Source organism: Mycobacterium kyorinense (assembly GCF_001672775.1).
GTDB lineage: Bacteria > Actinomycetota > Actinomycetes > Mycobacteriales > Mycobacteriaceae > Mycobacterium > Mycobacterium kyorinense_A.
The window spans coordinates 57,093-81,701 of record NZ_LZKJ01000088.1 but is presented as its reverse complement, the minus strand read 5'-3'; the positions used below and the strand labels follow the sequence as shown (position 1 = coordinate 81,701).

The following is a 24,609-nucleotide window of genomic DNA, read 5'->3' as shown; positions in this document are numbered from 1 at the left end:
TGGACCACCCGCAAACTCAAAAACGGCGACACCCAATGGATCCCACCCCCACACCTCGACCACGGCCAACCCCGAACCAACACCTACCACCACCCCGAAAAACTCCTCCGCGAAAGCGAGGACGGGGAAGACGACGTTCCGTAGCGAATTACGTACCGCGCGAGAATCTTTCGGCTAGCCGGCGGTTGACGGGTTCGGGCAGCAGCTCCGACACATCACCACCCATCGACGCGACCTCCTTGGCCAGCGACGACGACACGAAGGAATACCGCGGCGCCGTCGCGACGAAAAACGTGTCCACCCCGGCGATGTGCTTGTTCATCTGCGCCATCTGCAGCTCGTACTCGAAGTCGGTGCCGGTGCGCAACCCCTTGATGATCGCGGTCAGGCCCCGCGACCGCACAAAGTCGACCACCAGGCCCTCGCCCGACTCCACCCGGACATTCGCCAAATGCGCGGTGGATTCCTCGATCATCGCGATTCGCTCGTCGACGCTGAACATGCCCTTCTTGTTCGGGTTAACCAACACGGCGGCCACCACCTCGTCGAATTGCACGGCCGCGCGCTCGAGGATGTCGACGTGTCCCAGCGTCACCGGGTCGAAAGATCCTGGGCATACCGCGCCGCTCATGGCTCACGACGCTACACGCCACCTCAGGACTGTTCGGCAAGCTCCAACCGGGTGTCGCCGTAAACCCGCTGCTGCCAGGGCCGCCAGCCAGCTGGCCAGGACAGCGGCGTGCCGCCGGCCGGCCGCTCCAGCACGACGACCGCGCCGGGCGCGGTCCACCCGTGCGCGGTCAGCGCATCCAGTAGCGCCTCGATCTCGGGGACATTGACGTCATAGGGCGGATCGGCCAGCACAAGGTCGACGGGCGTACCAGCGCCCGCCGCCAAAACAGTGAAAACGTTCCCGCGGCGCAACGTGGCACCGGGCAACCCGAGAGCCGCAATATTGCGCTCGACGACAGCCGCGGCCTGCCGATCGGACTCGACGAACAACACCGACGCCGCGCCCCGCGACAACGCCTCCAGGCCAAGGGCACCCGAGCCCGCGTAGAGGTCCAGCACTGACATTCCGGTCAGATCGATCCTCGCTGTCAACACGTTGAACAGCGATTCGCGGACCCGATCGGTGGTTGGCCTAGTTCCCCGCGACGGCACTGCGATGCGCCGGCCTCCGGCCATACCTCCGATGATGCGGGTCAGCGCAACACCACCAGCAGGTCTCCGCCCTCCACCTGGGCAGTGGTCGAGACCGCTACCCGTTCCACCGTCGCATCGGCCGGGACGGTGATCGGCGCTTCCATCTTCATCGCCTCGATGGTTGCGATGGTCTGGCCGGCGCTCACCTTGTCGCCTTCGGAAACACCGATCGTGACAACGCCGGCGAAGGGCGCAGCGATATGACCGCTGTTGGCACGATCGGCCTTTTCAGCCGTCGGCACCGTGCTGGCGATGCTGCGGTCACGCACCTCCACCGGACGCAGCTGACCGTTGATGATGCACATCACCGTCCGCACGCCGCGCTCGTCGGGTTCGGAAATCGCCTCCAACCCGATCAGCAGTTCCACACCGGGTTCCAACTGGACGCGATGCTCCTCGCCTTGGCGCAGACCGTAGAAGAATTGGTTGGCCGACAGCGACGACGTGTCACCGTAGGTTTCCCGATGCGATTCGTATTCCTTTGTGGGGCCAGGGAATAGCAATCGGTTCAGCGTGGCCTGCCGTTTGGGCCCGGGCTGCGCCAGTACCGCCTCGTCGTCTGCGGACAGCTCCGGTGCGGGTTTGGCGGGCGCACGACCGGCCAATGTCGCAGTGCGCAGCGGCTCCGGCCAGCCGCCGGGCGGATCGCCCAGCTCGCCGCGCAGGAAACCCAGCACCGACTCCGGTATGTCGAATCGGGCCGGCTCCGAGGCGAATTCCTCGGCGCTGACTCCGGCCCCGACCAACGCCAGCGCAAGATCACCGACCACCTTCGACGTCGGCGTCACCTTGACCAACCGGCCCAACAGCCGATCCGCGGCGGCGTAATTGACTTCGATCTCTTCGAAACGATCGCCCAGGCCCAGCGCGATGGCCTGCTGACGCAAATTGGACAACTGGCCGCCGGGGATCTCGTGGTCGTAGACCCGGCCCGTCGGCGCGGGCAGCCCGGATTCGAAGGGCGCGTAGACCTTTCGGAGCGCCTCCCAATACGGCTCCAGATCGCACACCGCAGAAAGCGACAGCCCGGTGTCGTGTTCGGTGTGCGCGGCGGCGGCCACAATCGAACTCAGCGCGGGCTGGCTGGTGGTTCCCGCCAACGGGGCGGCGGCACCGTCGACGGCGTCGGCCCCGGCATGCCAGGCCGCGACATAGCTGGCCAACTGCCCGCCCGGGGTGTCGTGGGTGTGCACGTGCACCGGCAGGTCGAAGCGACTCCGCAGTGCGCTCACCAATGCTGTGGCGGCGGGCACCCGCAACAGGCCGGCCATGTCCTTGATCGCCAGCACATGCGCTCCGGCGTCGACGATCTGCTCGGCGAGCTTGAGGTAGTAGTCCAGCGTGTAGATGTTCTCATCGGGATCGGTTAGGTCGCCGGTGTAGCACATCGCGACTTCTGCGATGGCAGAACCGGTTTCGCGTACCGCATCGATCGCCGGGCGCATCGACTCGACGTTGTTGAGCGCGTCGAAGATCCGGAAGATGTCGATTCCGGTTGCGGTGGCTTCCTCGACGAACGCGGTGGTGACCACTTCCGGGTATGGCGTGTAGCCCACCGTGTTACGGCCACGCAGCAACATCTGCAGGCAGATGTTGGGCAGCGCTTCACGCAGCGCCGCCAGCCGCTCCCAGGGATCCTCCTTGAGAAAGCGCAACGCCACGTCGTACGTCGCACCGCCCCAACACTCCATGGACAGCAACTGCGGGGTCAGCCGCGCAATGTAGGGCGCCACGGTGAGCAGGCCGAGGGTCCGCACCCGGGTGGCCAGCAGCGACTGGTGGGCATCGCGGAACGTGGTTTCGGTGACCTGGACCGCTGCGGATTCCCGCAACCAGCGCGCAAAACCCTCCGGCCCCAACTCGACCAGCCGTTGCTTGGAGCCCGGCGGTGGAGGGGACTCGAGGTCGATCTCGGGCAGCTTGTCGTGCGGATAGACCGTCGACGGCCGCGCGCCGTGCGGCTGGTTGACGGTGACGTCGGCCAGATAGTTGAGGATTTTGGTGCCGCGGTCGGCCGATGCCCGTGCCGTCAGCAGTTGCGGACGTTCGTCGATGAACGACGTGGTGATGCGGCCGGCCTGAAAATCCGGATCGTCCAACACAGCTTGCAAAAACGGCACATTCGTCGAAACACCGCGGATCCGAAACTCGGCCAGTGCGCGCCGGGCACGGTTCATCGCCGTCGAAAAGTCCCGGCCGCGGCAGGTCAGCTTGACCAACATGGAGTCGAAGTGGGCGCTGATCTCCGCACCCAGATGCGTGCTGCCGTCCAGCCGGATGCCCGCCCCGCCGGGGCTGCGGTAGGCGCTGATTCGTCCGGTGTCGGGCCGGAACCCGTTGGCGGGGTCCTCGGTGGTGATCCGGCACTGCAGCGCTGCGCCGTGTGGCCGGATCGTCTCTTGGCGCAGACCCAGGTCGTCGAGGGTCTCCCCGGCGGCGATGCGGAGCTGGCTGGAAACCAGGTCGACGTCGGTGATCTCCTCGGTGACGGTGTGTTCGACCTGGATGCGCGGATTCATTTCGATGAAGACATGCTCGCCGCGCTCGTCGAGCAGGAACTCGACGGTTCCCGCGCAGCTGTAGTCGATGTGGCGGGCGAAGGCGACCGCGTCGGCGCAGATCTTCTGCCGCACCTGAGGGTCGAGGTTCGGCGCGGGTGCCAGTTCGATGACCTTCTGGTGGCGGCGCTGCACACTGCAGTCCCGCTCGTAGAGGTGGATGACATTCCCGTGGGTGTCGGCCAGGATCTGCACCTCGATGTGGCGCGGGTTGATCACCGCCTGCTCGAGATAGACCGTCGGATCCCCGAACGCCGACTCGGCCTCGCGGCTGGCCGCTTCGATGGCCTCGGACAGCGCGGCGATGTCGTTGACGCGACGCATCCCCCGGCCGCCGCCGCCCGCGACAGCCTTGACGAACAACGGGAAGGGCATATCGCCGGCCGCAGCCACCAACTCGTCGACCGACGCCGACGGCTCCGAAGACCTCAGCACGGGTAGACCGGCTTCGCGCGCCGTGGCGATCGCGCGGGACTTATTTCCGGTCAGCTCCAGCACCGCGGCGCTCGGGCCGACGAACGTGATTCCCGCGCGTGCGCAGGCGTCTGCCAATTCGGGGTTCTCCGACAAGAATCCGTAGCCCGGATACACCGCGTCGGCGCCTGCGCGGCGGGCGGTTTCGACGATCTCGTCGACGGACAGGTAGGCCCGCACCGGATGCCCGACATCACCGATCTGGTAGGACTCGTCAGCCTTGAGCCGGTGCACGGAGTTGCGGTCCTCGTACGGGTAGACCGCGACGGTGCCCACGCCCAGTTCGTAGGCAGCGCGGAAGGCCCGGATCGCGATCTCACCGCGATTGGCGACCAGCACTTTGGAAATCACACGCGCCCCTTCGTTCTAGAGAAGTGTCGACCAGTAATCCCAAAACCGCGTGAAGATCAGCAGAATCAGCGCCGTGAACCACAGCGCGGTAAGCGACCACCGCCAATGGTAGAGCGCGCGCACAACCGCGCCCCCGTCGGCAGCATTGGATGCGATCGACCCGACGACCACCAGCAGCGGGACGGTGACCGCCCACACCACCATGCAGTACGGGCACAGCGCCCCGATCCGATACAGGCTCTGGAAGATCAACCAGTGCACAAATCCCGCCCCGGCCAAGGTTCCAAGCGCCAGCCCGACCCAATACCACTGCGGCAGAGTCACTTTGGCGATAGCCAACACACCGGTGACCACGACGACAGTGAAGGCCACAATACCGACCAATGGGTTGGGGAAGCCGAGCAGCGATGCCTGCGGGGTCGCCATCACCGAGCCGCATGACAGCACGGGATTGATGTTGCACGACGGCACATACGACGGGTTCATCAACAGGTGGATCTTCTCCACCGTCAGTGTCCCCGAGGCGACCAGCCCGACCACTCCGGCGACCAGCACCCACCACGCGCTGCTGGCCGCGACCGCAACGCGAGGCGCCGAATCTTCGAGCGGCTCACCGGGTTGCGCCGACACCGCGGTGGTCACTGCGCCGGCGGCCTCGCCGCCGTATCGAGGCCCGGCACATCCCCGACGATCTCTTTGACCTTGGCGACCAGCGCGTCAGGTGTCGAGGGGTCGTAGTCCTGACCGTTGATGCGGATGGTCGGGGTGGCATGGATATCGGTCGCCGACGCCATCCCGTCGACCATCGGGGCGTATTTGCCGCTGTTGATGCAATCGGGAACTTTGCCGACCACACCGGCCTGGCGGGCGAGTTCGATCAGTCGCGCATTGTCGGGGTAGGTGCCGCCGACTTCTTCGGGCTGCACCGCTTTGGTGAACAGCTTGGCGTGGAAGCGGCCGAAGGCGTCGACGGACTCGTCGGCCACGCAATAGGCTGCCGCGCCGGCCCGCGTCGAGTAGTCGTCGTTCTGCGGCCTGCTGAGAATGCCCACCATGTAGTAGTCGGCGGCGATCGCGCCGGACTCGATCAGGTTCGACACCGTCGGACCGAAGGTCCGCTCGAAGTTGCCGCAGGCCGGGCACAGGAAGTCCTCGTAGAACGACACGACGGCTTTAGGGTCGTTGGTTCCCTCCTTGGTGACCAGCGCGCCTGAGGTCACCCGCACCGCCCGGCTCTCCCGGTCGCCCTTCTTGTCGTGTGAGATGACGATGTAGCCGACGAGCACGACGGCGAAGATCAGCACGATCGCCGTCAGCCCGGTCCGGATCGCGATATCGCGGCGCCGTCCGGCTTTTTTCAGGTCATAGGCGGGGCGTTTCGGTTTCTCGGCCACAGGTTTGCTGATCCTCCGTTGTCGATGACGGCGCCACCACAGCCTTCGGCGGCGACCCGCTGCGCCCGGCTTCGCCGCGCTGGCGATCGCCACTAGAGTACCGGCGGTTGCGCCCGATGCTCAGACCCGGCTGAGGTGGGCGCGCAGCGCCGAGACCAGTTCGGCCGTCGCGGTCGCGCTGCCCCCGCCGAGCGGGAACAGATTCGCGAATACATGGGTCAGTGATCGGAAGCAACGCAGGTCGACGGCGCTGCCGGCGGCTTGCAGCGCCCTCGCATAGCGCTCGCCCTCATCGCGCAGTGGGTCGAAGCCCGCGATCGCGATAAGCGCGGGCGGCAGGCCCGACAGGTTGTCGGCCTGCAATGGCGACACCCGCGCGTCGTCCGGTTCGACGCCAGAACCGCCGAGGTATTGCTCGTGAAACCAGTCGATATCGTGCTTGGTCAGCACGAAACCGTCGGCGAAAAGGGTGCGCGAGCGGGTCGGAACGGTGTGGTCAGTAATCGGGTAGATCAGCCATTGCAGTACCGGCGCCGGGCCGCCGTTGTCGCGTGCCAGCTGTGAGACCACCGCCGCCAGGTTGCCGCCCGCACTGTCGCCGCCGACCGCGACCCGCCCCGGGATGGCGCCGAGTTCGCCAGCGTGCTCGTGTGCCCATTGGAAGGCCGCGTAGGCGTCTTCGACAGCAGCCGGCGCCGGATGCTCAGGCGCCAAGCGGTAGTCGATCGACAGCACGTGAATCTCGGCGTCGCGGCAGGTTAACCGGCACAGCGCATCATGAGTATCCAGGTCGCCGATCACCCAGCCACCGCCGTGGTAGAAGACCAGTAGCGGCGTCGGCTCAGTGCTGGCCGGGCGGTAATGGCGAGCCGGGATGTCACCGGCCGGTCCCGGTATCGACACATCGCTGGCTTCGACGTGGATCTGCGATCCACCGAACCCGAGGGACATCAGCCGCGCCTGGGCCCGCGAGGCGCTCGGGTCGTTGTCGACGACCAGGCCGTTGATCCCGGCCGCCCGTTGCGCAGCCAGCGTGAGCTGCAGCGTGGGATCCAGTGTGTTGCCGTCGATGGTGACCGACCGGCCGCCGGTCAGCAGTCGCTTGGCGCGGGTCGGGATCCACGGGATGATCTTGGCGCCGATGGTGGTAGCCGTGCTTTGCAGGCGGCCTGGCAGACTTCTTGTCATGGCTGCTCCCCTAGTCAGGCTGAACGACGGCAATTGCATTCCGGCGGTCGGATTCGGTGTTTTCCAAATTCCACCTGCGGACACCGAGCAGGCGGTGGGCGCCGCTCTGCGAGCCGGCTATCGGCATATCGACACAGCGGCGGCCTACCGTAATGAACGTGAGACCGGGCGTGCGGTAGCCGATTCCGGCGTGCCCCGCGACGAACTCTACTTGGTCACCAAGTTGTGGAACGCCGACCAAGGCTACGACAGCACATTGGCGGCTTTCGACGCCAGCATGGACCGGCTCGGACTCGACTATCTCGACCTTTACCTGGTGCATTGGCCGATGCCCGAGCTCAACAAGTTCGTCGACACCTTCAAGGCGTTCGCCGACCTCCGCGACCAGGGCCGGATCCGCTCCATCGGGGTGAGCAATTTCGAGCCCGAGCACCTGCAGGTTCTGATCGATGCCACGGGCATCGTGCCCGCCGTCAACCAGGTGGAACTGCATCCCCGACTGCCCCAGAGCGCGCTGCGGGAAGCCCACGCCCGCCTGGGCATCGCGACCGAAGCCTGGAGTCCGCTCGGGCAGGGCTCGCTGCTGACCGACCCGACCATTACCGCCGTCGCCGACAGCTGCGGCCACACGCCCGCCCAGGTGTTGATTAGGTGGCATATCCAACTCGGTAATATCGTGATCCCGAAGTCGGTGACCCCTTCGCGGATTGTGAGCAATTTCGACGTGTTCGATTTCGAACTCAGCGCAGAGCAGATGGCGTCGATCTCCTCGCTCGACGACGGGACCCGGCTTGGTCCTGATCCACGTACCTTCAATTTCACAGGCAGGTGAATGAGTTGACTGGCGAGTCGGGCGCCGTCCCTTCTGTATTACTCAATGACGAGAACACAATGCCGGTGCTCGGCCTCGGCGTCGCGGAATTGTCGGACGACGAGACCGAACGCGCGGTATCGGCGGCGCTGGAGCTCGGGGTCCGGTTGATCGACACCGCGGCGGTGTACGGCAACGAGGCCGCCGTCGGCCGCGCGATCGCAGCGTCGGGCATTCCCCGCGCAGAGCTGTTCGTCACGACCAAACTGGCCACCGCCGATCAGGGCTTCGGCAACTCACAGGAGGCCTGCCAGGCCAGCGTGGAGCGGTTGGGCCTCGAGTACGTCGACCTGTACCTGATCCACTGGCCGGCTCCGCAGTTGGGCAAATACGTGGACAGCTTCGGGGGCCTGATCCAGTCCCGCGGCAACGGTCTCACCCGGTCGATCGGCGTGTGCAATTTCGTCGAGGAACACCTGTCGATGGTCACCGACCTCACCTTCGTGACACCGGCGGTCAACCAGATCGAGCTGCACCCGCTGCTCAACCAGGCGGAACTGCGCGAGGCCAACGCCCAGCGAAACATCGTCACCGAGGCCTACAGCCCGTTGGCTGTCGGCAGGCTGCTGGACCATCCGACGGTGACGTCGATTGCCGGCGAATACAGCCGGACCCCTGCGCAGGTGTTGATCCGATGGAACCTGCAGCTGGGCAACGTGGTCATCCCGCGATCGAGCAAACCCGAGCGCATCGCGACCAACTTCGACGTGTTCGATTTCGAGCTGGCCGCCGAGCACATGGATGCCCTCAACGGGCTCAACGACGGGACCCGGGTTCGCGAGGATCCGCTGACCTACACCGGCGCGTAGCTGGTCGTCGGATCTCCCGTCACGGCTGTCCGGCCGGACACGTGGCTGCCGCCTGACGCAGCACCTCGGCCGACGCCTGGTCGATGGGCAGCGCGTAGCCACGCAGCACGGCGATGAACTGCATGCCGTACTGGCACCAGAACGCGGTGTTGGGCGGCATCCACAACGCCGGCTGAGAATCGCTCTTGTCCTCGTTGGCTTTTCCGGCGACTGCCAGCAGGTTGGCCGGATCGTTGGCGAAGCGCAGCCGCTGGGGAAACGGCCAGGCGTAGGCGCCCATGTCCCAAGCCAGTGCCAGCGGGACGATGTGGTCGATCTGCACCGACGCGCCGACTCGCGCGCCGCGCCGAAAGTCGACGGTGGCGTTGGTGTAGGGGTCGTGCAGCGTGCCGGTTGCCACGGCGTCGGGACAGCGCTTGATGAACACGTAGGTCTTGTCCACCAAATCACGGTTGAGAATGTCGTCGCGGGTATCGCAGCCGTTGTGCCCGTCGGGTGCGTCGTTGTCGTCGGTCCACGCCTCGCCGAACGCTTCCCGCCGGTAGTCATAGCGATGGATTCGGTTGGGCACCAGAGCGATTCCGGCCAGCACGTCGACACCTGGTTGCACCGTCGGGACGTCGGCGCGGGCGGCGAACTCCTTTGCCCGATCACCGGCCGACGACGCCAGCACCTGATAGGCGATCACCACCGCCAGCGCCGCGATCGCCGAAAGCCACAGCAGCGTCCTCCGGCTCATGATTTGTCCAGGTACTCGATGCGCTCGGTGCCGGTGAACGGTGCGGCCAGCAGGCCCAGCCCGGCGTCTGCCGGGTCTTCGTCGTAGGCACGCTCACAGATGCCGCGCGCCGCCTCGATGATTTCTTGGTGATCAGCCAGTGACAGCAACTGCAGGGTAATAGCCCGGCCGGATTGGTTGCGGCCCAGCACATCACCTTCACGCCGCTCCTTGAGATCGAGATCGGCCAATTCGAACCCGTCGAGCGTCTCGGCTACAGCACCCAGTCGCGCCCCGGCGTGCGAATTGGGCGACGACCAGCTCGCCAACAGACACAGGCTGGGGTGAGCGCCGCGGCCGATGCGGCCCCGCAGTTGATGTAACTGGCTGATGCCAAAGCGGTCGGCGTCCATCACGAGCATCACCGTCGCGTTCGGAACGTCGACGCCAACCTCAATGACCGTGGTGCACACCAGCACATCGATTTCGCCCTGACGGAACGCCGTCATCACAGCGTCCTTTTCGTCGGCGGGTAACCGACCGTGCATCAGCCCCAGCCGCACACCGGCCAGCTCACGGCGCTGCAGCCGAGCGAACAGCTCTACCGCTGTGGCCGAAGGTCGTTGACCTTCCTCGGTCTGGCCGTCGTCGGTCTCGTCGATGCGGGGTGCAACCACATACGCTTGGCGGCCGGCGGAAACCTCCTCGATGATGCGCTGCCAGGCGCGGTCCAGCCAGGCGGGCTTGTCTTTGACGAAAATCGTCCTGGTGGTGATCGGTTGTCGCCCGCGGGGCAGTTCACGCAACGTCGACGTCTCCAGATCGCCGTAGACCGTCAACGCCACGGTCCGCGGGATCGGCGTTGCGGTCATCACCAGCAGGTGCGGCGTGATGCCCGCGGGCGCCTTGGCGCGCAACTGGTCTCGCTGCTCGACACCGAACCGGTGCTGCTCGTCGACCACCACCATGCCCAGCCGGTGAAACTCGACCGTGTCCTGCAACAGCGCGTGGGTGCCGACGACGATGCCCACCTGCCCGGAAGTGATCTCGTCGCGCGCTTGTTTCTTCTGCCCCGCCGACATCGACCCGGTGAGCAGCCCGATGCGGGTCGCGTGGTCGACGCCGCCGAGCTGGCCACCCATCGCCAGCGGGCCCAGCACACCGCGAATCGACTGAACGTGCTGTGTTGCAAGGACTTCCGTTGGTGCCAACAGCGCGCACTGGTAGCCGGCGTCGACCATCTGCAACATCGAGAGCACCGCAACGATGGTCTTGCCGGAGCCGACTTCGCCCTGCAGCAGCCGATTCATCGGGCGAGTCGCATCGATTTCACGGGTCAACGTATCGAGCACGTCGCGCTGGCCGGCGGTCAACTCGAATGGCAACTGCCGCAACAATTCTTGCGCCAAGCCGTCCGGACGTGGCGGCGCGGCCGGACCGGATTCCGACAGTTCACCGTGCCTGCGCGTCACCAGCGCCCATTGCAGACCGGTGGCTTCGTCGAACGTCAGTCGCTGCCGGGCACGTCGCCGCTCGGCTTCGTCCTCGGCGAGATGAATCGCCCGCAGCGCACGGTCCTCGGAGATCAGACCGTGCTCGGCGAGCACCACGTCAGGCAGTGGGTCGGGGATGGGATCGAGCACCGCGAGCACCTGACGCACGCACGAGTAGATGTCCCAGCTCTGCACTTTCGTGCTAGCCGGATAGATCGGGTAAAACGCCCGCTCGAACGCCGACTGCAGCACCTCGCCGCTGACCGCTTGCGACGCCTCGGCGATCCTGCGCAGTGACCTGCTGCCGTGGTCTTTGCCGTCCGGGGAGTCCAGCACGAGGAAGTCGGGGTGGGTGAGTTGCATGGCCTTCCGGAAATACCCCACCTCCCCGGACAGCATGACCCGCGCTCCTTCGGCGAGCCGCTGCTCGGTCCACTTCTTGACGTTGAAGAACGTTGCGGTCACCTTGTTTCGCCCGGACCCGATGGTGATGACCAAATACTTCTTCTTGGGCGTCTTGGTCGTCCACCGTGTCTCCGCGGCGGTGATCGTGTCGACGAGCGTGACGTGCTCGCCCGCCGGCGGCCGTTCCGGGCCGACACCACGAACCGTCGTGCCTTCGATATAGCTGCGCGGGTAGTGCCGCAACAGGTCGTCGACGGTGCGGATACCGAACACGTCGTCGAGCGGCCCGGCGGCTTTGGCGCCGAGAACGTAATCGAGTCGGTCGGTCAGCACCGCCATCGCTACTCCACCCCGATCAGCAGCGCGTCACCCCGATGCTCGGTGCGGTAGGTCACCAGTTCGGTGCCGGGATGGTCGTCGTGGACATGCTGTTGGAGGGCATGCCCGATAGCGGCGTCGACAGCGGCGCCGGTCAATACCGTCACCAGCTCGCCGCCGGCTGCCAGCAGCAGATCAATCAAACCGATTGCCGCCGCGGCAATGTCGGGGGCCACGATCAGCACCTCGTCGCCCGCGATGCCCAGGCCGTCGCCGGGCTCGCAGGGACCGGCGAACGTCAACGCCTTTTCGGTGGCAATGCGCACCGAGCCGTGCCGGGCGCCGCCGGCCGCGTGGGCCATGGTGTAACCGTCGTCGACGGCCGGCCGGCCGGGCTCATGCACCGCGAGCGCGGCCAGCCCCTGCACCATCGACCCGGTTGGCAACGGCACCACGTCGATGCCCCAGCCGATGGCGGCCGTGCAGCCGGCGACCAGTTCCTCGGCGGCCACATATCCGTTGGGCAACACCATCACTTGGGCCGCGCCGGTGTCCACCACCGCACGCAGCAGCTGCTGGGCACTGACGACCGTGGATGGGTCGGCGGCATCGGGGTCGGGCCGCAACACACAGGCGCCCTCCCCGGCGAACAACTGGGCTGCGCCGTCTCCGTCGACGACGGCCAGCACGGCCCGTTCCCGGGTCCAGCTGCCCGGAGGTACCCCGGTCGCGCCGCCGGTCAGCGCCGAGATCTGGATCCGGCGCGGCCTGCCGAATGCCAGGCCCGCCTCGACAGCGGCGCCGGCATCGTCGGTGTGCACGTGTACCGAGTAGCCGCCGACGGCATCCGAGGCCTCCGACGCCGAGGTGGCGATCGCCACCGAATCACCGAGCTCCCCGAGGCGGTCTCGCAGCGCATCCGCGGCGGCGCCGTCGCACCCCTCCAACAGGTACATCACCTCGAACTTCGGAGCGCGCTGTTCGGCGACGGGCTCGGTCGATGCCCGGCGCGGTGATGGCTCGTACACGGTGCGGGCAGACGCCTGGCCGGTGATGGTGGAGTGCAACGCATCCAGCAGAACCAGCAAACCGCGGCCACCGGCGTCGACCACGCCGGCGTTGCCCAGCACGTCGAGCTGCTCCGGGGTCTTCTCCAATGCGATCACCGCGGCGTCCCCGGCGGCGCTGGTGGCGCGGGCCAGCCCCTCTCCGGCGTCCGCGCACTGCTCGACGGCGCCTGCGGCGGCCTGCAGCACCGAGACGATCGTGCCGGCAACCTCTTGCCCGCCCATCGAGGCGACGACCAGGGCGACCCCGTGCCGCAACGCCGAGCCGAGAACCGCCGTGTCGATGTGGCGCAGCTCACCTTCGGTCTCGGCGGCCGCGGCCGCGGTGACGTCGGCGATGCCGCGCAGGATCTGGGACAGGATCACTCCGGAGTTGCCGCGGGCGCCGTTCAGGGCGCCGGCCGACAGCGCCGCCGCTACTCGCGATACGTCGCCGGAGCCGGCTTCGGTGTTGGCCTCGGCCAGCGCGGAGCGCATGGTGAACAGCATGTTGGTGCCGGTGTCGGAATCGGCGACGGGAAACACGTTGAGCCGGTTGATCTCGTCGATGTGGGTGATCAAGTCGCTGACCGCGGTGTGCGCCCAGTCTCGCAGGGCAGAGGCGTCCAGCAGGCGCCCCGATGCGTCCACCTGCGAGCCCATCGGTCACCTCCTCCCGCCTCCTCCGGTGGGCGCAAGCCTAGCCAGTGACGGCGACAGGACTGGTCATAAGGTGTCCCGGGGTTGTTGGTCGTTTTGGCGCTAACGCCGCACGGCGGCTATTCTGGCCAGGTTGTGGGGGCCACCCGTCGTAGGTTGCGCGCTGCGACGATGCAGGCCGGAACGGCCTGAGGAGGAGCAGGGCCACCAGGTCCCGGCCCAAGAGACTTGAGGAGTTATACGCATGGCCGCCGTCTGTGACATCTGCGGGAAGGGCCCCGGTTTCGGCAAGTCGGTGTCGCACTCGCATCGCCGGACCAGCCGTCGCTGGGATCCCAACATCCAGACCGTGCGCGCCGTGACCCGCCCCGGCGGGAACAAGCAGCGGCTCAACGTGTGCACCTCGTGCATCAAGGCGGGCAAAGTCAGCCGCGGCTAGTTGCCCTCGGTCCGGCCCGCTTCCTGTAGACCGGCACGTTCGACGGTCAGCAGGCTCTCTTCTCGATGTTCTTTGTGGTAGGCCGCCCCGCCGCCGTTGAGTCCGAACAGTCGTTTGCTCCACAGCAGCCAGATCACCGCGACGATGTTGACCAGCAGCGCGGCTACTCGCAGCGCCGTCACCTTCTCGGTGAGTTCGTAAATTTCCAGCGGAAGAAAAACGCTGGTCGCGATCACCGCGAAGTACTCGCCCCACCGTTGCACCAGCCACAATCCGACGGCTTCGACGAACTCGATCAGGGCATAGGCGGCGAGCCCGAGCACGATCAACAGCAACGTCGACGACGACAGCGTGAGCACGTGACCGATGTGGCGAACGATTCTCGAGTTGTCCGGGTCCCAGCCGAGTTGGTTGGCCAGCGGGCGAAGGAGTGGGAGATCCTGCTCGAAGGCCTGGTGCAACCGTTCGCGTGAGCCGCGGACCTTGAGCACACCGCCCGCCACGAGCAACACGATGATGCCGCGAATCGCGCGTTCCACCGCGAGCGCCCGCATCAAGGTCCGGTCGCGCGACAGTCGCCCGCGCGGCACTTCTGGTGCGGTGTCTGCCGGACCGCGGCGGCGCGGCGGGCCAACCACGAAAGTTTCGCATCGCAGACAGCGCCATGCCTCCCCGACAGGAGTGTCGACCTTCAGCCGCTCCCGAAGCGCCGGCTCATCGGGCGCAAACGTCGCATGCCCGCGCAATCCGCATGAGCGCAACGCGAAATCCACCATCCCCGCACGCTAAGTCCCGGCGGCGGGAACCGCAGCCAGTCAGGGCAATCGCCAGTCGATTGGTTCGGCGCCCATCTGGGTCAGCAAGTCGTTGGCGCGACTGAACGGTCGGGAACCGAAAAATCCGCGCGACGCCGACAGCGGTGAGGGATGCGGCGATTCGATTGCGACACAGTCTTGGCCGGCCAGCATCGGCTTGAGCGTCGAGGCGTCGCGGCCCCACAAAATAGCCACCATCGGTTTGTGCCGATTCACCAGCGCGCGGATGGCGCATTCGGTGACGGCCTCCCAGCCCTTGCCCCGATGTGACGCCGCCTTGCCCGGCTGCACTGTCAGCACTCGGTTGAGCAGCATCACCCCGCGCTGCGCCCACGGCGTGAGATCACCGCACGACGGCGCGGGATGGCCAAGGTCTTTGGTGTATTCGGCGAAGATGTTCTCCAGGCTGCGCGGCAGTGGCCGTACCTGTTCGGCCACCGAAAAGCTCAAGCCGACCGCATGCCCCGGCGTCGGATACGGGTCCTGGCCGACGATCAAGACCCGCACCTCGTCGAACGGGAAAGTGAAGGCGCGCAAGACATTTTGGCCCGCCGGTAGGTAGCGGCGACCCGCCGCGATCTCCGCGCGCAGAAATTGCCCCATCTCGGCAACTTTTGCACCTACCGGCTCCAGCGCGCGGGCCCAACCGTCTTCGACCAGCTCAGCCAGCGGCAGCGCGGTCACGGCAGGCCTTTCACCAGCAGCACCACGGTATCTGCACCCGCACGACGATCCCTCGAAATGTCTTGGTATTCCGGCGATTCGGCCCACCCGCGAAAAGCGGCCTCGTCAGGGAAGGACATCAGCACTACCTTCTCCCGATCCCAGTGGCCCTCCACCACCCGCGGGGACTCGTCGGCTGCCAACAGCGTTCCCGGATGGCGATTGAACACCTCCATGAACTTCGCCTGATACCGGTCATAGGTGGCACGATCGGTGAACCGCAACTGGGCGATGGCATAGACGGTCACCGCGCCACCTTAACGGGCGAAGGATTCCCAACCTGCAGGTCCCGTCCACTGTTTTCCGTCGACGAGCACGCGGGCCGGGCCGTCGAGTACCCGCCCGATGACACGCCAGTGTGCGGGGACCGGGCCGGCGAACGCGGCGACCAGGGCGTGGTCTTCTCCCCCACCGAGCACCCACGACCACGGGTCGGCGCCGACGGCCTCGGCGGCGGCCGACACCGCGTCGCGGTCGGCCGACAGTGCGTCGGTGTCCAAGTCGACACCTACGCCCGACGATTCGGCGAGGTGGCCCACGTCGGCTACCAGACCGTCGGAGACGTCGATCATCGCCTCGGCGCCGGCCTCGGCGGCGGCGCGGCCCTGCCCGTAGGGCGGTTGCGGCACCAGATGCCGCCGCCGCAAGTCATCGAAACCTTCAATACCGTTGTGCCACAGCGCATATCCGGCTGCCGACCGCCCCAGCTGACCGGCGACGGCGATGCGCGACCCGGGCCGCGCCCCAGCGCGCCGCACCGACGCGCGCCCGCCCAGATCACCGAGCACCGTCACCGCCACCACCCACTGCGGGCAGCTGACCAGATCTCCACCGGCGATGCCGGCGCCCACCCGTTCGGCCTCCTGCCACATCCCATCCGCCAGCGCGCTGACGTCGGCGGCGGGTGTTTGCGGTGGTGCGCCGAAACCGATGACGAACGCGCTTGGCCGTCCACCCATCGCCTCGATGTCGGCGGCGTTCTGAGCCACGGCTTTGCGGCCCACGTCGTGGGGTGTCGACCAGTCCAGCCGGAAGTGTCGCCCCTCCACGAGCATGTCCGTTGACACTGCGACTCGCCCGTCGCCGGCGAGCACCACCGCGGCGTCGTCGCCCGGGCCCAGAGCAACGGCGTCTGGCTGCCCGCGGCCCCGGACCAGCTGGCCGATCACCGCGAATTCGCCCAACTCGCCCAGCGTGCTCACGCCACCTCCCGGCGGGTACGTTTTGTAGGACTGCGGGGAGTGTAAGCACTGATGGACGACCACGACGGACCGCCGCGTGTCTTGTTGATCATCGCGCTGGTTTTGGCGGTCGGCGCGATCGGCGCGGTCCTGGCAATCGCCGTGACCCGCCACCCGCCCCGACAACCCGTCGCCATCGCCGCTGCGCCCGCGCCGCAGGCGCAGACCCCGGCCTGCCAGGCGTTACTGGCGGCCCTGCCGGAGCGACTCGGCGACTACCAGCGCGCCGCGACCGTGCAGCCGTCGCCGGCCGGCACCGCCGCGTGGCAGACCGGGAGCGACGGCGAGCCCGTCGTACTGCGCTGTGGCCTGGACCGGCCGGCCGATTTTTTGGTGGGCGCCCCGATCCAGGTCGTCAACCGGGTGCAGTGGTTCGAGGCGCGCCAAGACGACAGGTCCACTTGGTATGCCGTCGATCGGCCCGTGTATGTGGCGCTCACATTGCCACCGGGTTCGGGACCCGCGCCCATCCAGCAGATCTCGGATGTGCTCGACCACACCATGGCGGCCGTGCCGATCAGCCCGGCACCGGCCTAGTTCCCGCGCCGAGTGTGGGCTTGTGTCGCGGTTTTTCGGCAACGGCGTGTATCAATCCCACATTCGCCGCAAGTCAGCGCAGGCCGACTCCGCGGGCCAATGCCGTCTCGACCATGGTCGCCAACAACATCGGATAGTCCACCCCGCTGGCGGCCCACATCCGGGGATACATCGAGATCGTGGTGAATCCCGGCATGGTGTTGACCTCGTTGATCAGCGGCCCGTCCTCGGTGAGGAAGAAGTCCACCCGGGCCAGTCCTTGGCAGTCGATCGCCTTGAACGCCCGGATCGCCAGTTCGCGCACCGCGTCGGCCACCTCGTCGTCGACTTTGGCGGGCACGTCGAGTTCGGCGGCGTCGTCGAGGTATTTGGTGGCGAAGTCGTAGAAGGGGTCTTCGCGGCCGCGCACCCCGGCCACCCGGATCTCGCCGAGTGTGCTGGCTTGCACTGTGCCGTCGGGGAATTCGAGCACGCCGCACTCCAATTCCCGGCCCACGATCGCGGCTTCGATGATCACCTTGGGGTCGTGGCGCCTTGCGTCGGCGACGGCGGCGGCCAGCTGGTCCCAGCTGGTTACCCGGCTTACGCCGATCGAGGAGCCGCCGCGCGCGGGCTTGACGAAGACCGGCAGGCCCAGCCGCTCCCGCTCGCCGAGATCCAGCGTCTTCTGCGATGGCCGCAGCACCGTGTGAGCGCCGACCGGAAGCCCCTCCGCCACCAGCAGCTTCTTGGTGAACTCCTTGTCCATGCCCGCGGCGCTGGCCAGAACTCCCGCGCCGACATAGGGCACTCCGGCGAGTTCGAGCAGCCCCTGGATCGTGCCGTCTTCGCCGTACGGGCCGTGCAGCACCGGAAACACCACGTCGACGGAGCCCAGCACCTCCCCGGCCCCCGGCGACAGCGACACCAATTGACCGGCCCGCTCCGGGCTGGCCGGCAGCGCCAACTCGGCGCCCGACGCCGACGTCACCCCCGGCAGCTGCCGGTTGGTGATCGCCAGCGCGTCCGGATCTCCGTCGGTGAGCACCCACGAACCTTCCGGGGTGATACCGACCGCCAATACCTCGAACCGCCTCGGATCGAGGTTGCGCAGAATGCTGCCCGCCGACACACACGAGATGGCGTGCTCGTTGCTGCGTCCGCCGAACACGACGGCGACGCGGATACGGTCACGGGCACTCACAACCTAGAGAGGCTACCGGGTCGGCGCGGCGATGCCGGGTACGGCGCTGTGGCCTGCGGCTTCAGCTTGCTAACGCTTCTTCGATGTCGGCCAGCAGGTCGTCGGTGTCCTCGATGCCCAGCGCGATGCGGGCGAAACCGTCGGGGACGCAATCTCCCCAGCGGGCACGGCGATCGACCGAGGTATGCAGGCCCCCGAAGCTGGTGGCCGCGGTCAGCAGCTCGCTGCGCTCAACGAGTCGATGCACCGCAGCGGCGTCGGCCAACTCGACGGACACCGTGCCGCCGAATCTGCTCATCTGCGCCGACGCGGCCGGGTGGGCCGGGTCGTCGGCCAGCCCGGGGTACCGGACCGCACGCACGGCCGGATGGTCATGCAGCATCGTCGCGAGGGCCTGCGCGTTGCGGCATTGCCGGTCGAATCGCAGACCCGCGCTGCCCACGCTGCGCAGCACCAGCCACGCCTCGAACGCACCCAGGATGGCTCCGGCCAGCAGCCGTTCCCGCTCGACGGCGGCGATCAGCTCCAGCTGGTTGCCGGCGACGTATCCGGCCACCACATCACTGTGACCCGACAGCGCTTTGGTCGCACTCGCGACGGCGAGCTCAGCGCCCAGCGCCAGGGGCTGCTGGGCCAGCGGTGTGGCGGTGGTGTTGTCGACGACCAGGCGAGCACCGCGTCGGCGACAGACCCCGCCCAGCCGACGCAGATCCACGACATCCAGCCGCGGATTGGCCGGTGTCTCGGCCAGCACCACATCGGCTCGTTCGGCTGCCTCATAGATCTGCGCGCAGTCCGCTTCGACGACCGTCACGCCGAGGGGTGCCAGGTATTCGGCTGCGTAGCGGCGCACCTGGTAATACCCGTCGGCGGGAATCACCAGCACCGTCCCGGGTTTGGCCAGCACCCGCAGCACGGCGCTGATCGCCGCCATGCCGGAGCCGAACACCAATGCCGCAGCGGCACCTTCCAACTGAGCCAGCGCCGATTCGAGCTGCCGCCACGTCGGATTCGAGTTGCGGCCATAGGCGTCCAGCGGCGCGGACTCGTCGGTTGACAAGTGGTAGGCCGATGCCAGCACCGGCGACGGCGCCATCGGCAGGCCCGGAACCGCCGGCGAACTGACGGCTTTCAGGGTGCGCGTGGAATCGCCGTAGCGCGTCATTCTGGTTTGGTGCTGCGACCCAGCAGCAGGAGTACGGCCTCGCCGACCGACAGCCCCTTGTGACAGACGCGGTGAACCGCGTCGGTGAGCGGCATCTCGACGTCGTAACTGGAGGCCAGGGCCAGCACCGATTCGCACGACGTCACACCTTCGACGGCCTTGCCGTCCCTGGCCTGCAGCGCCGATTCCATCGTTCCGCCGCGGCCCAGGCATTCACCGAACGATCGGTTCCGCGAATGCGGCGACGTGCAGGTGGCCACCAGGTCCCCCACTCCGGCCAGGCCGGCCAACGTTGCGCCCTTGGCTCCCACTGCGATCCCGAGGCGCATGATCTCGGCGAGCCCGCGAGTGATGATCGCCGCCGCGGTGTTCTCGCCGAGGCCCACCCCGACCGCCATCCCGCAGGCCAACGCGATGACGTTCTTGCATGCGCCGCCGATTTCGGTCCCGATCACATCGGCGTTGGTGTACGGGCGAAAGTAGCCGGTGTTCAGCGCGCGCTGGATTGCCACCGCGCGCCCGGAGTCGCTGCAGGCAACGACGGTGGCGGCGGGTTGGCCCGCGGCGATCTCATTGGCCAGGTTCGGTCCGGACAGCACCGCGACCTGTGCCGGGTCGACACCGGTCACCGCGACGATCACCTGGCTCATCCGCATCAGAGTTTCCAACTCGATGCCCTTGGCCAGGCTGACCAACGTCGCGCCCTCGCTGAACAAGCCGACCCACTGCTCGAGATTGCTGCGCATCGTCTGCGCCGGGACGCCCACCAACACCGTCGACGCGCCGCTAAGCGCCTCGGCGGCGTCGGAGGTAGCTCGGATACCCGGCGACAACTGCACATTGGGCAGGTAACCGGAGTTGCACCGGGTCGCATTGATTTCCGCGGCGACGTCGGCGCGGCGTGCCCACAGCGTCACCGTGCTGCCGGCGTCGGCCAGCACCTTGGCCAGCGCCGTCCCCCATGCGCCGGCGCCCATCACCGCGATGGAGCCCTCAGTCATTGCGTTCACCCTAGTCTGCCCGGTGGACTACGCCGCGCGATGAAACCAGGCTGGCAGGATTGCGGCATGAACGGCAGGCAGGCCGACGCCGAGGGTGATGTCGGCTTGATCATCGCCGTCAAGCGGTTGGCGGCCGCCAAGACGCGGTTAGCACCGGTGTTCTCAGCACGGACTCGCGAAAACGTGGTGCTGGCGATGCTGGCCGACGCGTTGACCGCGGCGGCCGGTGTCGCGTCGGTGCGCTCGATCACCGTCATCACGCCTGACGATGCCGCTGCCGAGACGGCGGGCGCTCTGGGAGCCGATGTGCTGTTCGATCCCACACCCGACGGCCATCGTGACCCGTTGAACAATGCGATCGCCGCCGCCGAACGGGTGGTCGCCGAATCCACGTCGAATATCGTTGTGCTGCAAGGCGATTTGCCTTCCTTGCAAACGCAGGAACTCGCGGAGGCGATCGGCGCCGCACGCAGCTACCGACGCAGCTTCGTCGCTGACCGACTCGGCAGCGGAACTGCGGCGCTATGCGCGTTCGGCGCAGCGCTCGACCCGCGGTTCGGGCCGGATTCAGCCGCGCGGCATCGACGTTCGGGCGCCATCGAGCTGACCGGCGCGTGGCCGGGCCTGCGCTGCGATATCGACACCCCCGACGACCTGGCTGCCGCTCGCCGCCTCGGTGTGGGTCCGGCGACAGCCCGTGCGATCGGCGCCGCCAGGTGAACAGCACACCAACGGCGGATGGATGTCGGTCAGCTGGTGGCAGGAGTGCCCGTCGATGAGCCATGATCGAACAGTGACCGAAACCGAAGCCAGGGAGGCAGCCGAGGCGCGCCCGGACGCCACGGTGTGGCATCCGGGTGACTCGGCGCCGGCCGCACCGCCCGCGGCGACAGCGGCCGCAATCGAGGACGCGCTTCCTGAGCACCGATATCTCAATCGCGAGCTGAGTTGGCTGGACTTCAACGCGCGCGTACTGGCCCTGGCCGCCGACACGTCGCTGCCTCTGCTGGAGCGGGCCAAGTTTCTGGCGATCTTCGCCTCCAACCTCGACGAGTTCTACATGGTCCGGGTGGCCGGTCTGAAGCGCCGCGACGACATGGGCCTGTCGGTGCGCTCGGCCGATGGCTTGACCCCACGCGAACAACTGCGTCGCATCGGGGAGCAAACGCAGCACATCGCCAGCCGGCACGCGAGAGTGTTCCTCGACTCGGTGCGTCCGGCGCTCGCCGAGCACGGTATCCACGTCGTCACGTGGACCGAACTGAACGAGGATGAGCGCAAGCAACTGTCGGAGTATTTCCACGAGCAGGTCTTCCCGGTTCTGACACCGTTGGCCGTCGATCCGGCTCACCCGTTTCCGTTCGTCAGTGGCCTGAGCCTGAACCTGGCGGTCACCGTCAAACGACCCGACGACGGCGGCACACACTTCGCCCGGGTCAAAGTGCCCGACAACGTGGATCGCTTTGTTGAGCTCGCTGCCCGCGAAAATGGCGACGGCAAAGCACAAGTCCGGTTCCTGCCGATGGAGGAACTGATTGCGGCTTTCCTGCCGGTGTTGTTCCCCGGCTTGGAAATTGTCGAGCACCACGTGTTCCGCATTACCCGCAATGCGGACTTCGAGGTCGAAGAAGACCGCGACGAGGACCTGCTGCAAGCCCTGGAGCGGGAACTGGCGCGCCGGCGATTCGGGTCGCCGGTGCGCCTCGAGGTCGCCGACGACATGACCGAGAACATGTTGGAGTTGCTGCTGCGCGAACTCGACGTGCATCCCGGCGACGTGATCAACGTGCCCGGGCTGTTGGACCTGTCCTCGCTGTGGCAGATCTACGACCTCGACCGGCCGGCCTTGAAGGATCCGACGTTCGTTCCGGCCACCCATCCCGCGTTCGCCGAGCGGGAGACGCCCAAAAGCATTTTCGCCACCCTGCGTGAAGGCGACGTGTTGGTGCATCACCCGTATGACTCGTTTTCCACCAGCGTGCAACGCTTCATCGAGCAGGCGGCCGCTGACCCGGGTGTGCTGGCGATCAAACAAACGCTCTACCGCACGTCGGGTGACTCGCCGATCGTCACTGCGCTCATCGACGCCGCCGAGGCCGGTAAACAGGTGGTGGCGCTGGTCGAGATCAAAGCCCGATTCGACGAGCAGGCCAACATTCGCTGGGCCCGTCAGCTCGAGCAGGCCGGCGTGCATGTGGTGTATGGGCTCGTCGGGCTCAAGACACATTGCAAGACATGCTTGGTGGTGCGCCGTGAAGGTTCGACGATCCGGCGTTACTGCCATGTCGGCACGGGCAACTACAACAGCAAGACCGCGCGACTCTACGAAGACATCGGGCTGCTCACCGCAGACCCCGACATCGGTGCCGACTTGACTGACCTGTTCAACTCGCTCACCGGGTACTCACGAAAGCTGACCTACCGCAATCTGCTGGTGGCTCCGCACGGCATTCGCACCGGCATCATCGAACGCGTGCAGCGAGAGGTCGAGGCACACCGCGAAAGCGGCGGCGGAAGAATCCGGCTGAAAGCCAACGCACTCGTCGACGAGCAGGTCATCGATGCGCTCTATCACGCGTCGCAGGCCGGAGTCTGCGTCGAGGTGGTAGTCCGCGGAATTTGCGCCCTGCGCCCCGGCATGGAGGGGTTCTCCGAAAACATCACCGTCCGCTCGATTCTCGGTCGCTTCCTCGAGCACTCGCGGGTCTTCCACTTCGGCGCCATCGACGAGTTCTGGATCGGCAGCGCCGACATGATGCACCGCAACCTCGACCGTCGCGTCGAGGTGATGGCCCAAGTCAAAGATCCCCGGCTGACAGCACAACTGAACGACTTGTTCGAGTCGGCACTGGATGCGTCCACCCGCTGCTGGGAATTGGGATCGGACGGCCAGTGGACCGCGTCGCCGCAGGCGGGTCACACCGTCCGCGACCATCAGGTATCGCTGATGGAGCGGCACCGCAGTCCGTGATCGGAATCAACTGACCCACCGGCCAGGGCGCTGTGTATCGGCGGTGCCCCAATTGACCTGCAGGAGTGAGGGTGTCGACACAGAACTCGCCGGACCGTCCAGCGAGCAAGATCGTGTGTGCCGGTGGTGCGGTGCTGTGGCGGCCCGGGCGCGGCGAGGCTGATGTCGAAATCGCACTCATCCACCGGCCCCGCTACGACGACTGGTCACTGCCCAAGGGCAAAGTCGATGCCGGTGAGACCGAACCGGTGGCCGCGGTGCGGGAGGTCTTCGAAGAGACCGGCCACCGCGTGCATTTGGGCAGACGGATCGCGACGGTGAGCTATCCGATCGAGCAAGGCACCAAGAAAGTGCTGTACTGGACGGCACGAAGCCTTGGGGGCGAATTCAGCCCGAACCGCGAAGTCGACGAGTTGCTCTGGTTGCCGGTCGCAGCGGCGATGAAGAAGGTGTCCTATCCGCAGGATCGAAAGGTTTTGCGGCGGTTTGCCAAACAACCGGCCGATACCCAGACCGTATTGGTCGTCCGGCACGGCACCGCCGGCAGCAAGAAGCGGTTCTCCGGAGACGACACCAAGCGTCCGTTGGACAAGAAGGGGCGTGCGCAGGCCGAGGCGCTTGTCGGTCAGCTGTTGGCCTTCGGCGCCGACGACGTCTACGCGGCCGACCGGGTGCGGTGCCACCAGACGGTGGAACCGCTGGCCGAGGAGTTGGGTGTGGTCATCTGCAACGAGCCCACCCTCACCGAAGAAGCCTATGCCGAAAACCCCAAGCAAGCTCGGCGCCGGGTTTTGCACATCGCCGGCCTGCGCGACGGTGCACGTCGCAGGCGGTCGGAGCCGAGCCCCGCGCACACACCGGTGATCTGCACGCAGGGCAAGGTGATTCCGGATCTGATCGATTGGTGGTGTGACCGCGACGGCGTGCGCCCCGACAAATCGCGTAACCGCAAGGGCAGCACCTGGGTGCTGTCGCTATCAGCTGGGCGTCTGGTGGCCGCCGATCACATCGGCAGCGCACTGGCCACCAACGTGGTGACCTAG

General features: G+C 67.0%; 23 protein-coding genes and 1 pseudogene. 8 read left to right on the top strand and 16 right to left on the bottom strand.

All coding sequences use genetic code 11. The features are described 5' to 3' along the window. A pseudogene (locus tag A5707_RS24930) lies at positions 1–144 on the top strand (hypothetical protein); the annotation flags it as partial. Between the two features lie 4 nt (positions 145–148). On the opposite strand, the gene coaD reads toward A5707_RS24930, so the two are convergent. From coaD to A5707_RS09985, 6 genes are all read right to left on the bottom strand, one after another. Then, on the bottom strand, positions 149–631 hold the full coding sequence (coaD, locus tag A5707_RS10010; protein ID WP_065014336.1) for a pantetheine-phosphate adenylyltransferase: 483 nt from the start codon (positions 629–631) through the stop codon (positions 149–151). Between the two features lie 23 nt (positions 632–654). Continuing rightward, entirely contained in the window at positions 655–1,209 is a 555-nt protein-coding gene (gene rsmD, locus A5707_RS10005; RefSeq protein ID WP_065014335.1) for a 16S rRNA (guanine(966)-N(2))-methyltransferase RsmD, read from the bottom strand. Next, the gene (locus A5707_RS10000) at positions 1,206–4,589 is read right to left on the bottom strand and encodes a pyruvate carboxylase (protein ID WP_065014334.1); all 3,384 of its coding nucleotides are present in this window, start codon (positions 4,587–4,589) and stop codon (positions 1,206–1,208) included. The genes rsmD and A5707_RS10000 overlap by 4 nt, the downstream gene beginning before the upstream one ends. A gap of 15 nt (positions 4,590–4,604) precedes the next feature. Next, entirely contained in the window at positions 4,605–5,231 is a 627-nt protein-coding gene (locus tag A5707_RS09995; protein WP_065014333.1) for a vitamin K epoxide reductase family protein, read from the bottom strand. Continuing rightward, the gene (locus A5707_RS09990) at positions 5,228–5,983 is read right to left on the bottom strand and encodes a DsbA family protein (RefSeq protein WP_065014332.1); all 756 of its coding nucleotides are present in this window, start codon (positions 5,981–5,983) and stop codon (positions 5,228–5,230) included. The genes A5707_RS09995 and A5707_RS09990 overlap by 4 nt, the downstream gene beginning before the upstream one ends. A 120-nt stretch (positions 5,984–6,103) precedes the next feature. After that, positions 6,104–7,171, bottom strand: coding sequence for an alpha/beta hydrolase (locus tag A5707_RS09985; RefSeq protein ID WP_082969371.1), 1,068 nt, complete (start codon positions 7,169–7,171; stop codon positions 6,104–6,106). On the opposite strand from A5707_RS09985, the gene A5707_RS09980 reads away from it, so the two are divergent. Both A5707_RS09980 and A5707_RS09975 read left to right on the top strand, forming a co-directional pair. After that, positions 7,170–8,003 (top strand): aldo/keto reductase, encoded by an 834-nt coding sequence (locus tag A5707_RS09980; protein ID WP_065014348.1) that lies wholly within the window; start codon positions 7,170–7,172, stop codon positions 8,001–8,003. The genes A5707_RS09985 and A5707_RS09980 overlap by 2 nt on opposite strands. A gap of 5 nt (positions 8,004–8,008) precedes the next feature. Then, positions 8,009–8,851 (top strand): aldo/keto reductase, encoded by an 843-nt coding sequence (locus A5707_RS09975; protein WP_065014347.1) that lies wholly within the window; start codon positions 8,009–8,011, stop codon positions 8,849–8,851. A gap of 19 nt (positions 8,852–8,870) precedes the next feature. Here the strand turns inward: A5707_RS09975 and A5707_RS09970 are convergent, their stop codons facing one another. The 3 genes from A5707_RS09970 to A5707_RS09960 are packed head-to-tail and all read right to left on the bottom strand — an operon-like array spanning position 8,871 to position 13,494. Beyond that, positions 8,871–9,590 (bottom strand): HNH endonuclease family protein, encoded by a 720-nt coding sequence (locus A5707_RS09970; protein WP_065014330.1) that lies wholly within the window; start codon positions 9,588–9,590, stop codon positions 8,871–8,873. Further along, entirely contained in the window at positions 9,587–11,806 is a 2,220-nt protein-coding gene (gene recG, locus A5707_RS09965) for an ATP-dependent DNA helicase RecG (protein ID WP_065014329.1), read from the bottom strand. Before recG ends, A5707_RS09970 begins: the two co-directional genes overlap by 4 nt. 2 nt (positions 11,807–11,808) lie before the next feature. Beyond that, entirely contained in the window at positions 11,809–13,494 is a 1,686-nt protein-coding gene (locus A5707_RS09960; RefSeq protein ID WP_065014328.1) for a DAK2 domain-containing protein, read from the bottom strand. A 241-nt stretch (positions 13,495–13,735) separates the two neighbouring features. On the opposite strand from A5707_RS09960, the gene rpmB reads away from it, so the two are divergent. Beyond that, positions 13,736–13,930 carry a 50S ribosomal protein L28 gene (gene rpmB / locus A5707_RS09955; RefSeq protein ID WP_065014327.1) on the top strand — a complete coding sequence of 65 codons (195 nt, stop codon included), beginning with the start codon at positions 13,736–13,738 and terminating at the stop codon, positions 13,928–13,930. Here rpmB and A5707_RS09950 read toward each other — a convergent pair. Genes A5707_RS09950 through A5707_RS09935 form a run of 4 tightly spaced genes read right to left on the bottom strand, consistent with a single transcriptional unit; the run spans position 13,927 to position 16,670 of the window. Further along, positions 13,927–14,706 carry a DUF2127 domain-containing protein gene (locus A5707_RS09950; RefSeq protein ID WP_065014326.1) on the bottom strand — a complete coding sequence of 260 codons (780 nt, stop codon included), beginning with the start codon at positions 14,704–14,706 and terminating at the stop codon, positions 13,927–13,929. The two genes, rpmB and A5707_RS09950, sit on opposite strands and share 4 nt — an antisense overlap. A 39-nt stretch (positions 14,707–14,745) precedes the next feature. After that, positions 14,746–15,429 (bottom strand): uracil-DNA glycosylase, encoded by a 684-nt coding sequence (locus A5707_RS09945; protein WP_065014325.1) that lies wholly within the window; start codon positions 15,427–15,429, stop codon positions 14,746–14,748. Then, positions 15,426–15,716, bottom strand: a complete 291-nt coding sequence (locus A5707_RS09940) for a DUF1330 domain-containing protein (protein WP_065014324.1) — start codon at positions 15,714–15,716, stop codon at positions 15,426–15,428. Before A5707_RS09940 ends, A5707_RS09945 begins: the two co-directional genes overlap by 4 nt. Before the next feature lie 9 nt (positions 15,717–15,725). Then, a complete protein-coding gene (locus A5707_RS09935) occupies positions 15,726–16,670 on the bottom strand; it encodes a thiamine-phosphate kinase (protein ID WP_065014323.1) in 945 nt (314 codons plus the stop codon). Positions 16,671–16,721: 51 nt separating this feature from the next. Here A5707_RS09935 and A5707_RS09930 point away from each other — a divergent pair, with 51 nt between their 5' ends. Then, positions 16,722–17,246: a DUF3515 domain-containing protein gene (locus A5707_RS09930; protein WP_065014322.1), complete on the top strand. Its 525-nt coding sequence runs from the start codon at positions 16,722–16,724 to the stop codon at positions 17,244–17,246. A gap of 73 nt (positions 17,247–17,319) precedes the next feature. Here A5707_RS09930 and A5707_RS09925 read toward each other — a convergent pair whose 3' ends face one another. The 3 genes from A5707_RS09925 to A5707_RS09915 all read right to left on the bottom strand — a co-directional run bounded on the left by A5707_RS09925 (position 17,320) and on the right by A5707_RS09915 (position 20,595). Further along, the gene (locus A5707_RS09925; protein ID WP_065014321.1) at positions 17,320–18,429 is read right to left on the bottom strand and encodes a D-alanine--D-alanine ligase family protein; all 1,110 of its coding nucleotides are present in this window, start codon (positions 18,427–18,429) and stop codon (positions 17,320–17,322) included. A gap of 61 nt (positions 18,430–18,490) precedes the next feature. After that, positions 18,491–19,594 carry a cystathionine gamma-lyase gene (locus A5707_RS09920; RefSeq protein ID WP_065014320.1) on the bottom strand — a complete coding sequence of 368 codons (1,104 nt, stop codon included), beginning with the start codon at positions 19,592–19,594 and terminating at the stop codon, positions 18,491–18,493. Then, a complete protein-coding gene (locus A5707_RS09915; protein WP_065014319.1) occupies positions 19,591–20,595 on the bottom strand; it encodes an NAD(P)H-dependent glycerol-3-phosphate dehydrogenase in 1,005 nt (334 codons plus the stop codon). The genes A5707_RS09920 and A5707_RS09915 overlap by 4 nt, the downstream gene beginning before the upstream one ends. A 66-nt stretch (positions 20,596–20,661) precedes the next feature. Between A5707_RS09915 and cofC the strand changes: the two genes are divergently transcribed. The 3 genes from cofC to A5707_RS09900 all read left to right on the top strand — a co-directional run bounded on the left by cofC (position 20,662) and on the right by A5707_RS09900 (position 24,609). Then, positions 20,662–21,315: a 2-phospho-L-lactate guanylyltransferase gene (gene cofC / locus A5707_RS09910; RefSeq protein ID WP_065014318.1), complete on the top strand. Its 654-nt coding sequence runs from the start codon at positions 20,662–20,664 to the stop codon at positions 21,313–21,315. Between the two features lie 55 nt (positions 21,316–21,370). Continuing rightward, positions 21,371–23,566: an RNA degradosome polyphosphate kinase gene (locus A5707_RS09905; RefSeq protein WP_197495299.1), complete on the top strand. Its 2,196-nt coding sequence runs from the start codon at positions 21,371–21,373 to the stop codon at positions 23,564–23,566. Positions 23,567–23,637: 71 nt separating this feature from the next. Beyond that, a complete protein-coding gene (locus A5707_RS09900; RefSeq protein ID WP_065014317.1) occupies positions 23,638–24,609 on the top strand; it encodes an NUDIX hydrolase in 972 nt (323 codons plus the stop codon).